The sequence below is a fragment of the Pseudomonas lactucae genome (assembly GCF_016937615.1).
Classification (GTDB): domain Bacteria; phylum Pseudomonadota; class Gammaproteobacteria; order Pseudomonadales; family Pseudomonadaceae; genus Aquipseudomonas; species Aquipseudomonas lactucae.
The window spans coordinates 1-14,093 of record NZ_JAFHKI010000130.1 but is presented as its reverse complement, the minus strand read 5'-3'; the positions used below and the strand labels follow the sequence as shown (position 1 = coordinate 14,093).

Genomic DNA, 14,093 nt, shown 5'->3' with positions numbered 1-14,093 from the left:
CCCTCCCACATTGATCGCGTTATATCCGTTAGATTGTGCACGCCCAATAACAATAAAAAGAAGGTCGCACCATGGCCGAACCACTGGCTCACGACACTATCATCCAGGACTCCTGGCGCCGTTGCCGCGCGTTCGGCCTGGACCACCAGAGCACGCCCAGCTTCGACCAGCTGCCGGCCGAGGGCATCAGCCAATTGCTGGAAAGCCAGCATTCCCTGGTGCAGACCACCCACCAGGAGGTCCTGCCCTATTACGAGAACATCCTCAGCAATTCCAATTGCCTGATCATGCTGGCCGACAACCAGGGCCAGGTGTTGACGTCGTGGGGCACCCAACGTTTTATCGAGCCGAAACTGGCGCGGGGTTTCAACGCCGGCGCCAGCTGGATGGAGCGTTGCAGCGGCACCAATGCCATCGGCACCGCGCTCGCCTGTGCCCAGGCGGTGCATATCGAACATGACGAACACTTTCTCAAGGCCAACCGCTTCATGACCGGCTCGGCGGCGCCGATCTTCGATGCCCAGCGTGAAATCATCGCGGTGCTGGATGTGTCCAGCGACAGCTACCTGCCGCCCTCCCATACCCTGGGCATGGTCAAGATGATGAGCCAGACCGTGGAAAACCGGCTGATCCTCAACCTGTTTCGCGGCGAGCATTTCCAGCTGACCTTCAACACCGGCTTGAGCAACCTCGACAGCCAATGGGCCGGCCTGTTGATCTTCGATGAAAGCGGTCAGGTGCTGTCGGCCAACCGCCGCGCCGACAACCTGCTGGGCATCAGTCTGTCGCGGGTGATGATCGACAGTTTGTTCAAAGTGTCGTTGCTGGAGCTGCTCAACCAGCCGGAAGGCTTGCCGTTTTCGTTGCAGGCGGCGGGTCGCAACCGCTTCCAGTGTTTGTTGAAACGTCCCAGGCAGATGCCGGTACAGGCGCGTGTGTTCAGTGAGCCTGTTGCGCCGAAGCCGGTGTCGATTGGCCTCAAGACTCTGCATTTCGGCGATGCTCGCGTGGAAAAAGCCGTGCGTCAGGCCGAGCGCCTGCTGGAAAAAGACATCCCGCTGCTGATCCACGGCGAAACCGGCGTGGGCAAGGAGGTGTTCGTCAAAGCCTTGCACCAAGCCAGCTCCCGCAGCCAGAAGGCGTTTATCGCGGTGAACTGTGCGGCGATTCCCGCGGAGCTGGTGGAATCGGAACTGTTCGGCTACGAAAAAGGCGCGTTCACCGGCGCCAATCAGAAAGGCAGCATCGGCCTGATCCGCAAGGCCGACAAGGGCACACTGTTTCTCGACGAGATCGGCGATATGCCGTTGCCGACGCAGGCCCGCCTGCTGCGCGTATTGCAGGAACGTTGCGTGCAACCGGTGGGCAGCAGCGAGTTGTTCCCGGTAGATTTGCGCATTATCTCGGCGACCAACCGCGCGTTACGCGAGCTAGTGCAGGCCGGGCGCTTTCGTGAAGACTTGTACTACCGCATCGGCGGCCTGACCCTGGAGTTGCCGCCACTGCGCGAGCGTACCGACAAACGGGCACTGTTTCAGCAACTGTGGCAGCAACACCGCGAACCGACTCAATGGGCCGGCTTGAGCGCCGAAGTGCTGGGGTTGTTCGAGCAGCACCCGTGGCCGGGAAATTTGCGGCAGGTGAGCAGTGTGTTGCAGGTGGCGCTGGCGATGGCCGAGGAACAGCCTATTCGCGCCGAGCATCTGCCGGATGATTTTTTTGTGGACCTCAATGTGGCGGCGCCACTGCCTGCCACCGAGGAATGGGATGACAGCATCGACCTGACGCAGCGCTTGAAGGCCGCCGGCGGGAATATTTCCCATCTGGCACGGGAACTGGGCGTGAGCCGCAACACTTTGTACAAGCGGTTGCGGCAAAGTCACGGCTGAATGGACGGATCAGCGCCAGCTCCACGACACGCCGGTGTAGATACCCCGCCCCTCTGCGGGCGTGGAGCGCGCGACATCCAGGCCCTTGTCGTCGTAACCCGCAGTGACGGTGTTGGCGTAGCGGCGATTGCCGAGGTTGCGCAGGTCGACCCAGGCCTGCCAGTCCTGCTTGGGGGCGTCGTAACCGAAGGTCGCGCCAAACAGGGTGTAGGCCGCGGCATAGTAGGAATTGGCGTAGTCCACCGCCACCCGTGAGGAATACTCGGTGTTGAAGCTGCTGTAGAAACCGGTCGGGTGGCTATAGCGCAGTTGTGCCTGGTAGTAGTGCTTGGGGATGCCTGGCAAGGTATTGCCGCCGAAACGCTCGTCGTCGCGGTAGTGGAAGTCGCTGAAGGTATAGGCCTGACGTAGGTCGAGCCTGCCGGTGCCACCGCCGTCCCACAGTGGGCTGAGCAGGCCCAGTTCCACACCCTGGTGCACGGTGGGGCTGGCGTTGGATTCGGCAATGATCGCATTGGTGGTTGCAGTCTGGGCCTGGGTTTCCACGCTGAGCAGTTCGTGGCGCACTTCGGAACGGTACAGCGCCAGGTCCCATTGCCCAAGCCATGCGTCACCGCGCCCGCCGATTTCCAGGGTGGTGGCGGTCTGGTTTTTCAGGCTCACGCCTTCGCGCTGCAAGCCCGTGGCCGGGCCGCTGCCCACCGGGAAGTACTTGTTGGAACCCCAGATCATCGACCACGCATGCGGCGGCTCAACCGAGCGGCTCAGGTTGCCGTACACCTGCAATTGCGGGTTGAAGTCATAGCGCAGGCCGACGCGCGGGGCATAGTCCCAATCATGCTGGCTGAGTGGCGCCTGGCCTTCGGGGTAGGTGACCTGGGTTTCGCGGCGGGTGTAGATCGCGGCGAGGCCGGTGGTCAGCCACAGGTCGGGCACCAGTTCCAGGTCATTGCCGACATGCAGCACGGTGTCGGAGCCCAGGTAGCTGTAGTCGCGGGTCTTGGTGCCGGGGGCGTAGCCGGCGGTATTGCCGGCCGGCGTGCGTACGTATTCCGAGGTGCCGTTGTTGGGCATCGCCTGAGTGGTGCGCAGGCCGAGCGTGGTTTTGCTGGCGTGACCGAACAGGCTGTCCTGGCGAATGTAATTGAAGGTGCTGCTGATGTCGGTGTAGGCAACTTTCAGGCGGTTGTTACCTTCGCGAAGGTCCATGGGGTAATCGTGGTACGCCAGCCCCATCTCGATACGGGAGCTGTCATCGAGCTGCAAGGTGGTTTTGTTGGCGATCCAGGTCGACCCCGGCTGCAGACGCTTGGAATCGCGGGTGACGTTGAGGCTGCTGGCGGCACGTGGGTCGTGGCTGATCTGGTAGCGGGTTAGCCTGCCGGGGGTGTCGTTGGCCGTTTCGCGGTAACGGAAATAGAAGCGGGTTTCCAGTTCCGGGCTGAAGCGGTAACCGAAGTTGGCCGCCACGCCCTTGGCGCTGGCCGCGCTTTGATGCTGGTAGCCGTCGGATTCGGAGTCGGTGAGGCTGAGGTAGTAGTCGGCATCCCCCAGTACCTGCCCCGAGCTGATCTCGCGCTGGGCATAGCCACGACTGCCGCTTCGTAGCGCACTTGCAGCTTGGGCGCGTCGTAGCCGGTGCGGGTCACGTAGTTGACCGCGCCACCCAGCGCCAACGCCCCCTGATCAAACCCGTTGGCGCCGCGCAGCACCTCGACGCGGCTTTGCCACAAGGGGTCCTTGAGTTCATAGGGCGTACCGCCCGGGCCGGTCAGTGGCAAGCCGTCGAACATTTCGTAGAGCCCGGAGGCATGGGCGCCCGGGCCACGATTAAGCCCCGAACCGCGTATGGATAACTTGACGCCTTCGTTGTTCGCCGCCTTGGCATAAACCCCAGGTTGGTACTTGAACACCTCTTCGTTAGTGCTGACGCGCCCTTGCTGCACGGTATTCATGTCGATGTAGTTGGTGGCGCCCGGTACGCTGCGCAACTCCGCCTGGGCGACTTCAGCGGCGCTCGCCTGCGAGGTGGTGATTTGCACCGGGGCCAATTGCAGGTCGTCGGCGTGTGCGAGCGAGCTGAGGGTCAAGGCGGCGAAAAACAGTGGGGGTTGGCGCGACAACATGGTGCAGGTCCTTGGAATCGGGGGTCATGAAAGGTCAGGCCCTTCACGCTAGCAGTCATGGGAAGACCTGCATGCCCTCCAGGTCACGCTTTGTTAACGGACCAGACCCTTCCCACAACAGTGTCGGAAACGGATTATTTAAAGTATGCGAAATCGAATAAGCGCGATCGCTTTCAGGACGAAAGCGAATAGTTGGACCCATCGTCCGATACAAACGTCACCTCTGCGCAGGTGACGCCGAGCCGCGTGATGCCCGGCCTATGACAGCTCGTTCGCGAAACGCCCGACCGCACTCACCACCTGCTTGGCCCCGCCTTGAATCTCGGTGATCACGCGCCGGCCTGATTGGCCAATGTCAGCCCCTGCTCGGCCTGCTCGCGACTGCTGAACATCTCGGTAATGGCTTCGTCGGCAAGGCGTTGGTTTTGCTGGACCACGCTGACAATCTCTTCGGTCGCCGCACTGGTACGACTGGCCAGTTGCCTGACCTCATCGGCCACCACCGCAAAGCCGCGCCCCTGTTCACCCGCGCGCGCCGCCTCGATGGCCGCGTTGAGGGCCAATAGGTTGGTTTGCGCGGCAATGCCGCCAATGGTCTGTACGATGGCGCTGATCAACAACGACTGTTTGCCCAGCGCCTCGATGCTGGAGGTGGCCGACTGCATCTGCGCGGCAATATTCTGCATGGTCTGCACAGTATTCTGCACAACCGTTGCACCGCGTTCAGCGGTGACATCCGTTTGCAGCGACACCTCGTACGCCACCCCGGCGGCCTCTTTGACTTCGGATTCGCGCAGTACCTGGTCAGTGACAACGCTGGCAAACTTGACCACCTTGCACAGATTGCCTTCAGCGTCATGCACCGGGTTGTAGGTCGCTTCGAGCCAGACCTCATTGCCGCGGCTGTCCACCCGCTTGAAGCGACTGGCAACAAACTCACCGCGATTGAGGGTTTGCCAGAAACTGGCATACGCGGGCGACGCAACATCCTGGGGGGTGCAAAACAGACTGTGTTTTTTACCGACGATCTGCTCGAGGGTATAGCCCATGGCATTGAGAAACTGAGTATTGGCGTTGACCACCGTGCCGTCCAGTTTGAATTGAATGACGGCCGTTGAACGTAACAAGGCGTTGATGAACGCCTCGTTTTCCTTGGCTTTTTCGATGGAGTGAGTGACTTCGGTGCCGTAGCCCTGGAGATGCGAGAGCTGGCCATTGCGGCCCTTGATCGGGCACCAGGTCAGGTTGACCCAGGCGAGGCTGGCGTCGCTGCGCAGGTAGCGGTAGTCGTCGGTCACCGGCTCGAACCGGGCGACCGCCGCGTTGAAATTGCGAAAGCAGGGCAAATCCTTGACGTAAGGCGGAACGATCTCGCCCAGCAGCCGACCCTGCAGTTGCTCGCGGGGATACCCCAATACCCGAGCGAACGCCTCGTTAATCGTGGTGATCCGAAAATCGGCATCCAGGCAGATCGACAGCTTGCCGCGATCGCACTGCGCAACGAGTTGACGCAACAGGAAGAGCTCGTCGTCCTGATCCTGTAGATCCTTCTTCAAGCGTCGATTAAACATATGCGCATCCCTTGGGGTTATGTTGACTGCATCGACCGTGCTGCCTTCAACTTAAGCACAAGACGACGAACAGTCACGCAACCCTCAGCTATTTTTGCAGGCAGGCAGTTCCAGCGTCTGCATCAGCTCTTCAGCTTCCGATCCCGGCGGGAACCTGAAACCGTACATTTCGTCGGTCGCCAGGATCGTCCCAAGGGTATCGAGCAACTGCGCCTGGGTTGGCGCATCACGCAGCAGCTTCTGCGCAGGCAATAACAATTCGGCAGGAACGCCTTCGGCACTTGCGGCGTCGATCACCGCGAAGAGGATAAAGCGCAGGCGTATTTCGCGATCCGTCGGCCACACCGTTTTTCGCTTTCCCAAAGTCGGGCCTCATTTTTTCGGAAAAGTCCGAGGCTATTGCTGACGCAGGGGTGTTTCAAGCATCGGAACGTAACATAGGCCGCTTCCTACAATGAAAAGGGAAACACCGCACTCACTGCACCGGCAAAAAATTCATCAATAACAAACTCTGCGCATAGTTGAGGCCGATACGCCGGTAGCGCTCATCGAGCATCTGCGTCAACAGGTCGAGTCGCGCGACAATCTTGCCGAACTCCACCGCGAAGCTGAGGTTACTGCCCTCCTCCGAGATTTCATTGGAAAACAACAGCAGCACACCGTTGGCGTCCTGGCGCTTGCCAAGCAGCCAGGTGGCCTTCTCGATATTGCGTGCAGCGTTGCTGACAAACTGCGGGTTGATCGAGTCGGTGATGTAGAACTCAGTGCGCCCACCATGGGCAGTCACCAACATGCTGCCGATCGCGTAGATAAAGGCACCGACCCGATCGCCCTTGAACTCCGGGCTCAAGGAATAACTCAAGGCCGCCAGGTCGCGACGGTCGCCAAGGGCGGGCAGCGCTCGGCGCTGCTCAATGGCCTGGCGAATTTCGCGCTCGGCACTCACCGCATCCGGGTAACCGGACTGCCGCCATTGGCTGGGGTTACGCAGATAGAGCTTGCTCATCAGCACATAGAGGCTTTGCAGATTATCGCGCATGCCCAGGGTCGCCATGCGATCGACGCTGGTCTGAAAGAACTCATCGGGTTTGCCGTTACTGAACTGCGTGGCAATATCCCGGCCCTGTTGCTGGCTGCAGCCGCTGGCGCAGAGCAGGAACACCGCAGCCAGCAACAGCGGCCAGTGCACTCGACGATGTTTTGAAACAATAAACGTGCAATCCATCGGCACCCGATCTTGTACTTCTGCCCACACGGGGCTGGGACAGAAATAGAGCGAAAAAAAGCGAAAAAGTGCGACAAGCAAGAACAGATGCTCTGAGGAGCGCTTACCAGAGCGTTTCATGACGAATGCGTTTGAGCGCCTATACTTTCCAAGAACAGCTGCGTGTGTTGTTGACGAGCCAGGACGGCACCTCAATTTTCGAGTGACCTGGCGCGTTTAGATACATTGACTAAGGCACGACCACCAGCAGCTGTAAATGAGGTCACGGCGATGAAACATCCAATTCGAGCACAACTGTTTGCCCAGGTGATTTGCCTGCTTTCGGTGGCTCAGCTTTTTTGCTGACTGAGAAGGTCAGTACGTTGCAAGTCAGCTACGCAGGTGGCAGGGAGAAGTGTCGCCCAGCGAACCGGCGACTGCCGAATATCACCCGTTGACCCCGCGCATAAACCGCTGCATGGGCAGAAGTCGGTTGGTGTGACACACCCTCCGCGCCGACGCGCGCCACACAATCTTTGATAATGCTTCTTGTTTGATCTAGATTAGTGTCTTTTTACCCTAGGACTTCCAATGTTCGAGTTGCAGGCTCTCTCTTTCGAAATCCCCGAGCGCACCCTCCTGCACCCGCTGGACCTGACCCTGCCCCATGGTCAGATCATCGGCTTGATCGGGCATAACGGCTCCGGGAAATCGACCCTCCTCAAGTTGCTTGCCCGCCAGCAGGCCGCGAGCCGGGGAACGGTAACGCTCGATGGTGTGCAATTGTCGGCCTGGAAAAACCGCGACTTCGCACGGCAGGTGGCCTACTTGCCGCAACAACTGCCAGCCGCCGACAGCCTCACCGTGCGCGAACTGGTGCGCTTTGGCCGCTACCCGTGGCATGGCGCCCTGGGACGCTTGAGCGAGGAGGATCACGCGCAGGTCGAACAGGCTCTGGAACTGACTCACACTACCGCCTATGCCGACCGCCTGGTGGACAACCTCTCCGGTGGCGAACGCCAGCGGGTCTGGCTGGCCATGCTGTTGGCACAGAACAGCCGTTATCTGCTGCTCGACGAGCCCACCTCGGCGTTGGATATTGCGCATCAGGTCGAGGTACTGGGATTGATCCGCGAGCTGAGCCACAAGCTGGACCTGGGCGTGGTCGTGGTACTGCACGAGATCAACATGGCTGCACGTTACTGCGACCACTTGGTGGCGTTGCACAGCGGCCGGTTACTGATCCAGGGCCCACCGGCGGACTTGATGAACAGTGAAGTGCTGGAGTCCATCTATGGCATCAGCATGGGCGTCATGCCGCATCCGCGCGATGGATCGGCGATCAGTTTTCACTACTGAGGCTTCGACCCGGTCGCGGTTTGTCCGGCCTCTTTAGCCCTCAGACACACGTCAGCTTGCCGGACGGTTTGACCTTAAGGGGACAGTTGCCGCACAGCTCAAGCTCGGGCAACAGATAGCGCACGCAGCAGACCTTGCGCTCGCGGCGCAGGCTGGCTTGACCCTGCTCATCGATGATGGGCAGATACCGCACAGGCTGGAAAAGCGGATTACGGCTGCCGTCGGGGCGGGTCTTGGTTTCCAGCAACAGGCGGCCTGGCGCCAGGCGTTCGGCGGGCATGCCGGCCTTGGCCATCAGGTTGAGCAGGTTTTCGAAATAGTTGCCGGCATTGCTCCACAGCACCTTGGGCGAAAGCTTCACCTGGCTGGCCATGGCCTGGAACAGCGGCTGCAAATGATCGTCCAGCAAGCCCGAGAACAGCTCGAACGGATCACTTACATCGGTCGCGAACGGCTCGCCTTTGCCTGTCAGGCGAAACGCCTGGGGCAGGAACTCTTCATCCAGCATCAGGGCGGTGTCGGCCAGGGACAGCGGCAGGCGCCAGCGCAACAACAACGTGGCCCCCATCACGGGTGGCAGCAGTTTGACGATGTAGTGCTTGGCCCACAACGACACCAAGGCACGGCGGTCGTTACCGCTGTAGCGTTGGCCGAAGCGGCCTTGCAAGTCGTCAAAAGCGTCGGGGGCCAACAGTTTGTGGTAAGGGACGGCCGGACGAGGATCGTCGGCCAGCACCAACACTTCACGGTAGGTTTCGAAATCACCACGAAACAATGGTGCAAGCACGTCGATCATCAGCCCCTGGCACCCTTGTTCATAGAAATTGGCAAACGCGAAACAACATCATTTACCCAGCATACCCGATCGGCTGTGAATATTCAGCCCATCCGGCCGAGACGCTACGACCGACCGTGCGGCGCGCTTCAGGGGCCGATTGGGGCGCTTGAATCCACCACCGAGTAGTGAGTAGATGGAAGAGCGGGCCGGAACATCAGAACCGGCCGCCGGATAAGGTGTTTCAGAAGACGCTCGCGGCCTTGGCGAATCCAGCGCCCTCTGCTCGCTTGCCTGCTTCGAGGGTCGCCAAGGCCCGCGCCAACTCTGCCATGAATTGCGGGTGGCGAATAATGTCCAGGTGGTGCGCATTCGCCACGCAGCGCTGCTCGACGACGTTGACCAAGGCACTCCAGTCACGCAGGCGTTCGCTGCGGGTCAGGGAGTCGTCGGCCTGCCAGACATGCGCATCGATGGCCAGTGGCGCATGCACCTGTCGGGCCGCTTTCAATCGCTTGTCGAGCAACGCCCACTGTTCGAATTCCCGAGACAGCAAATCCGGCCCGTCGCAGGGCAATTGCCCGTCGCACGCCAGCACATATCCGGCCAGGGCATCGCGCTCAGGGTCGTCCATCAGCGCGAACAACCCACGCCATTGGGCGGCCATGGCCGAGCGGGCCAACCAGCTTTCCAGCAGCGGTTGCGCCTGGGCGCGCACGGCCTTGTCGAGCGGTTGCTGTGGATGGAATGGCACCGACTCGAACACATCCACCAAGCCAAGAAAATCGACCTGGGCGCGCCCTTGCAGCAAGCGCGCCGTCTCCAGGGCCAACTCGCCGCCGGATGACCAGCCGAGCAAGGCGCAACGTCCACCCTTGACGGTGCGGGCAATGTAGTCAGCGTACTCACCGGCCAGCGCGGCTAAGTCATAGCCACGCCAGCGTTGCTCGGTATAGACATGGCTGACAAAGCCATACACCGGCCGTTCGCCGCCCAGGGCGTCCACCAGCGGCTTGAATTCGCTGCTGTTGACGATCAGCCCCGGCAGGCAGAACAGCGGCACGCCGTCGCCCGAACGCGACAAAAACACCACCTCCGGGTCGGCCACCGGCGGCGGAGCCAAGCGTTCGGCCAACGCGGCGAGGCTCGGGGCATTGAGCAAGTCGGCCAGGGTCAGCTTGCGCTCCCCTTGCAGGCCCTGCTTGCGGATACGCGCGAGCAGTTTGAGGCTGAGCAGCGAGTCACCGCCCAGTTCGCCAAACGATGCGTCGCGCGCGATATCGCTACGCCCCAGCAGGTCGCTCCATAACTGCGCCAGCGCCTGTTCCACCGGACCGCGCGGGCCCTCGCTCACAGGCTGGCGGGTCGGCGTCGTCGGCAAGGCGCGACGGTCAAGCTTGCCATTGGCGGTCAGGGGCAGTTGCTCCAACACGGTCCAGTGGGACGGTACCAAGGCGTCCGGCAATTGGGTCGCCAAGGACTGTCGCACGGTGTCCAGCGTAGTCCCGGCCGCCAGCACCAGATAAGCCTGCAACTGGTCGCCACCGTCTTCACCGGGCACGGCGATCACCGCCGCGTCGCGCACCCCGGCCAGATGGCGGATCGCGGTGCTGACTTCACCCGGCTCGACCCGGTAGCCACGAATTTTCACCTGATCATCGCTGCGGCCCAGATACTCCAGGCTGCCATCGTCGAGGCGGCGCACGCGGTCGCCGCTGCGATACAGGCGCGCGCCGGGTGCGCCATACGGGTCCGGCACGTAGCGTTCAGCGGTCAAGCCCGGTCGGCCCGAATACCCCTGGGTGACACCAGGGCCACCGAGGTACAACTCGCCCATCACGCCGCGGTCCACCGGGTTCAGATAAGCATCCAGGACCCGGGCCTGGCCACCCGCCAGCGCAGTGCCGATGGGCAACGTGCGGGCGCGCAGGCGATCTGCCTTGGCGGCGTCCTGGCACAGCGCACCCACCGTGGTCTCGGTGGGGCCGTAGTGGTTGAACACGCGCAAGTGCGGAGCAAGCTGGCGAATTTCATCAAGCAGCCGCCAGGCAGTGGCTTCGCCGCCGAGGATCAAGGTGTGCCGTGGCAGGACTCGAGCCGGTTCGCGGGCGTTAAGCAAGGCCTGCAAATGACTGGGAGTGATCTTCAGCACATCGGCGCCCTGCTCGCCTTGCCACTGGGCAAAGGCGTCGGGGTCGAAAGCCTGCTCATCGGCGGCCAGGTGCAGCACACCACCCTGGCTCAGGGCGCGAACAGCACCGTATGACCGAGGTCGGCGGCCACCGTCGAGACCATGGCAAAACTGCTGTTCGCCGGCAATTGCAGACGCTGGCCCAGCCCCGCGATATACGCGGCCAGGTTGCCGCGACTGGCGACTACCGCCTTGGGCGTGCCGCTGGAACCCGAGGTGTAGATCAAATAGGCCGGCAACTGCGGCACCTGCACCGGCCAGGCCGCCAGCAGCGAAGGCATCGGCAGGTTCAGGTCCAGCGCCAGCCAGTCCAGGCCGGGCACCTGGGGATTGTCACCCAGGGCCAGGCACACACCGCTGTCGGCCAACACCGCCGCGCGACGTTCGGCCGGCCAGCGCAAATCGATGGGCACATAGGCAGCGCCACACTTGAGCACCGCCAGGATGCCGACCACCAGTTCCGGCGTGCGTCCGGTCAGCAGCGCCACTCTGGCGCCGGGACCGACGCCACGGGCCAGCAGATGTTGGCCAAGGGCGTCGGCGGCGTGGTCGATGTGTGCACGAGTGAAGGTCGCGCCGTCGCAGGTCAAGGCAGCGGCGTCAGGGTTGAGACGCTGCTGACGCTGCCAGGCGTCAAGCACATCTTCGGCGGCGATTGCCGGGGCGTCGTCGCGGTCTATGGGTGCGACGGCCAGTTCCAGCAACGGTCGGCCCGGCGCCAGGCTGGCGGCATCCGCCAGTGCGCACAGACGCTCGGCCAGGCCCTCGATGCGCTCGTCGTCGAACAGGTCACAGGCGTAAGCGATCAGTGCTTCGATGCCATCGGCACGGTCAGTGAAATCCACGCTCAGATCAAAATGCACTTCGCCCGCCGCCAGCCCGTCGAGGCTCATGGACAGGTCGGCGAAACGCTGCGGGCGGCTGGCCGATTGCTCAGTGCATTTGACCTGAAACAGCGGATGCGTACCCGCCTCACGGGGTGGCGCCAGGGCCTGCACCAGTTGGTCGAACGGCAGTTGGGAATGTTCCTGAGCATCGAGCAAGGTGCCGCGCACCTGATTCAGCAGCTCGATAAAGCTGCCTGACTCGTCGACGCGGTTGCTCAACACGCTCAGGGTGGTGAAATAGCCCACCACGCGCTGGGTTTCGGCACGGGTGCGGTTGGCCAGCGGCGAGCCGATGCAGACCCTGTCGGCACCGCTCTGGCGAGCGAGCAACAGGTTGAGCAGCGCCAGCATGGCCATAAAGGTGGTCGCACCGTTGGCCTTGGCCAGGTTGCGCAAGCGCTCGCTGGTGTCCACCGACAATTGCACGCGCACGCTCGCCCCACGCGGGTCGCGAACCGCGCTGCGCGGGCGGTCCAGCGGCAGCGCCAGGGGGGTGTGATCGTCGCCGAGTTGCTTTCGCCAATAATCGAGTTGCCGAGCCTGCTCTCCAGCATCCAGCCAGCGTTGCTGCCAACCGGCGTAATCGGCATATTGCACGGCCAGCGGCGACCATGGCACAGCCTGCCCCTGGCAGCGCGCGGCGTAGGCCGCGGCCAGGTCCTCGATGATCAGGCCGATGGACCAGCCATCGGCGAGGATGTGGTGCAGGACGATGACCAGCCGATGCTGCTGCGGGCCCAGGCGATGCAATTCCAGGCGCAGTGCCGGTCCGGCCAGCAGGTCGAATGGCTCGCAGGTCAGCGTCCGGGCTCGCTGCTGCGAGGCCTGCTCGTCCGGTTCGAGGCACACCAGTGCCTGAAACCGCACGGGATTGATGTATTGCTGAGGCTCGCCGTCGGCGTCCTGAATAAACGAGGTGCGCAGCGCTTCGTGGCGGGCGAGCAAATCATTGCAAGCCTGCTCCAGGGCGTCGACGTCCAACACACCACCGAGGCGCAGCACGCCCGCCAGATTGTAGGCCGGGCTGTCGGGCTCGCGCTGCCAGGCGATCCACAGGCCGCGCTGGGCGGCGGACAACGGCGAGACGTCCGGTCGCGGCAACGCGACCATGGCAGATCGGTGAAGCGGATACCGTTTTCCTCGAGTTTGGCGAGGAAGGCCTGGCGCCGCTCAGGTGTCAGCTCGGCGAAACGCCGAGCGATTTGGTGCGGATCGATACTCATCTCAAACCTCGAATTCATCCAGCCAGCGCGCCATGTCATCCAGGCGCTCACGATGCTCGACCGCCGCGGCGAACAAATCGCTCGGCAGTTGCTGGGCCAGCTTCTGCACGGTGACGTGATCGAAGAAGGCGTTGATCGGCAGGTGACAGCCGTGACGTTGCTGCAATTGGGCGCGTACTTGCATGACGCTCAGCGAGTGCCCACCCAGCTCGAAGAAGCTGTCGGTGACCCCAACCTGATCCAGGCCCAACACTTCGGCCCAGATAGCTGCCAGGGCCCGTTCAGCCTCGCTGCTCGGTGGCACATGCCCACTCGGCGCGCCCTGCCCTTCGGGTTGCGGCAGTTGCTTGCGATCAAGCTTGCCGTTGGCCGACAGCGGCATGCCATCGAGCTGCACCAGGCGCCACGGCACCATATAGTCAGGAACGTGCTGGCCGAGGTGAAATTTAAGCGCCGCTTCATCACAGGCCTCACCGACCCAATAACCGATCAGCTTGTCGCCCTGGGCAACCACCACCGCTTCGCGAACCGCCTCATGGTTCACCAGTACGGTTTCGATCTCGCCCAGCTCGATACGCAGGCCACGCAACTTGACTTGGTGATCCAGGCGCCCAAGGTAGTCAATCGCACCATCGGCACGCCAGCGCGCCAGGTCACCGCTGCGGTACATGCGTGCACCGGGAGCACCGTACGGATTGGCGACAAAGCGCTCGGCGGTCAGCGACGGACGCGCCTGATAACCGCGCGCCAGGTTGACCCCGGCGATGTACAACTCACCCGCCACGCCCACCGGGACGGGGTTGAGGTCAGCGTCGAGAATATGAATCTGCGTGTTGGCAATCGGCCGACCAATCGGCACGCTGCTGCC

General features: G+C 62.3%; 7 protein-coding genes and 4 pseudogenes. 2 read left to right on the top strand and 9 right to left on the bottom strand.

What is annotated here, in order from left to right; all coding sequences use genetic code 11:
• Window positions 1-71 precede the first annotated feature (71 nt).
• Window positions 72-1,889: a sigma-54-dependent Fis family transcriptional regulator gene (locus JWR98_RS22150; RefSeq protein WP_205491200.1), complete on the top strand. Its 1,818-nt coding sequence runs from the start codon at window positions 72-74 to the stop codon at window positions 1,887-1,889.
• 9 nt (window positions 1,890-1,898) lie between these two features.
• On the opposite strand, the pseudogene JWR98_RS22145 reads toward JWR98_RS22150, so the two are convergent.
• From JWR98_RS22145 to JWR98_RS22130, 5 genes and pseudogenes are all read right to left on the bottom strand, one after another.
• Window positions 1,899-4,015, bottom strand: a pseudogene (locus tag JWR98_RS22145) (TonB-dependent receptor family protein).
• A gap of 329 nt (window positions 4,016-4,344) precedes the next feature.
• Window positions 4,345-4,707, bottom strand: a pseudogene (locus JWR98_RS30290) (methyl-accepting chemotaxis protein); the annotation flags it as partial.
• 162 nt (window positions 4,708-4,869) lie between these two features.
• Window positions 4,870-5,586: pseudogene (locus tag JWR98_RS30285) on the bottom strand (PAS domain-containing protein); the annotation flags it as partial.
• An 84-nt stretch (window positions 5,587-5,670) separates the two neighbouring features.
• A complete protein-coding gene (locus JWR98_RS22135) occupies window positions 5,671-5,949 on the bottom strand; it encodes a hypothetical protein (RefSeq protein WP_003174641.1) in 279 nt (92 codons plus the stop codon).
• Window positions 5,950-6,061: 112 nt separating this feature from the next.
• The gene (locus JWR98_RS22130; protein ID WP_205491198.1) at window positions 6,062-6,811 is read right to left on the bottom strand and encodes a hypothetical protein; all 750 of its coding nucleotides are present in this window, start codon (window positions 6,809-6,811) and stop codon (window positions 6,062-6,064) included.
• A 570-nt stretch (window positions 6,812-7,381) separates the two neighbouring features.
• Here JWR98_RS22130 and JWR98_RS22125 point away from each other — a divergent pair.
• On the top strand, window positions 7,382-8,149 hold the full coding sequence (locus tag JWR98_RS22125; RefSeq protein WP_078733631.1) for an ATP-binding cassette domain-containing protein: 768 nt from the start codon (window positions 7,382-7,384) through the stop codon (window positions 8,147-8,149).
• A gap of 40 nt (window positions 8,150-8,189) precedes the next feature.
• Here JWR98_RS22125 and fhuF read toward each other — a convergent pair whose 3' ends face one another.
• From fhuF to JWR98_RS22110, 4 genes and pseudogenes are all read right to left on the bottom strand, one after another.
• Complete coding sequence (gene fhuF / locus JWR98_RS22120; RefSeq protein ID WP_078733632.1) at window positions 8,190-8,945, bottom strand: siderophore-iron reductase FhuF; 756 nt, start codon at window positions 8,943-8,945, stop codon at window positions 8,190-8,192.
• Between the two features lie 223 nt (window positions 8,946-9,168).
• On the bottom strand, window positions 9,169-10,761 hold the full coding sequence (locus tag JWR98_RS29830) for a phosphopantetheine-binding protein (RefSeq protein WP_341870885.1): 1,593 nt from the start codon (window positions 10,759-10,761) through the stop codon (window positions 9,169-9,171).
• 15 nt (window positions 10,762-10,776) lie between these two features.
• A pseudogene (locus JWR98_RS29825) lies at window positions 10,777-13,112 on the bottom strand (condensation domain-containing protein); the annotation flags it as partial.
• Between the two features lie 114 nt (window positions 13,113-13,226).
• On the bottom strand, window positions 13,227-14,093 hold an 867-nt coding region (locus tag JWR98_RS22110; RefSeq protein WP_205491195.1), incomplete at its 5' end, for a phosphopantetheine-binding protein.

Bases quoted from the DNA above. Each gene is read 5' to 3' on its own strand.
- JWR98_RS29830 (WP_341870885.1), bottom strand. From the start codon at position 10,761: ATGGGCGAGTTGTACCTCGGTGGCCCTGGTGTCACCCAGGGGTATTCG.
- JWR98_RS22125 (WP_078733631.1), top strand. From the start codon at position 7,382: ATGTTCGAGTTGCAGGCTCTCTCTTTCGAAATCCCCGAGCGCACCCTC.
- JWR98_RS22150 (WP_205491200.1), top strand. From the start codon at position 72: ATGGCCGAACCACTGGCTCACGACACTATCATCCAGGACTCCTGGCGC.
- fhuF (WP_078733632.1), bottom strand. From the start codon at position 8,945: ATGATCGACGTGCTTGCACCATTGTTTCGTGGTGATTTCGAAACCTAC.
- JWR98_RS22130 (WP_205491198.1), bottom strand. From the start codon at position 6,811: ATGGATTGCACGTTTATTGTTTCAAAACATCGTCGAGTGCACTGGCCG.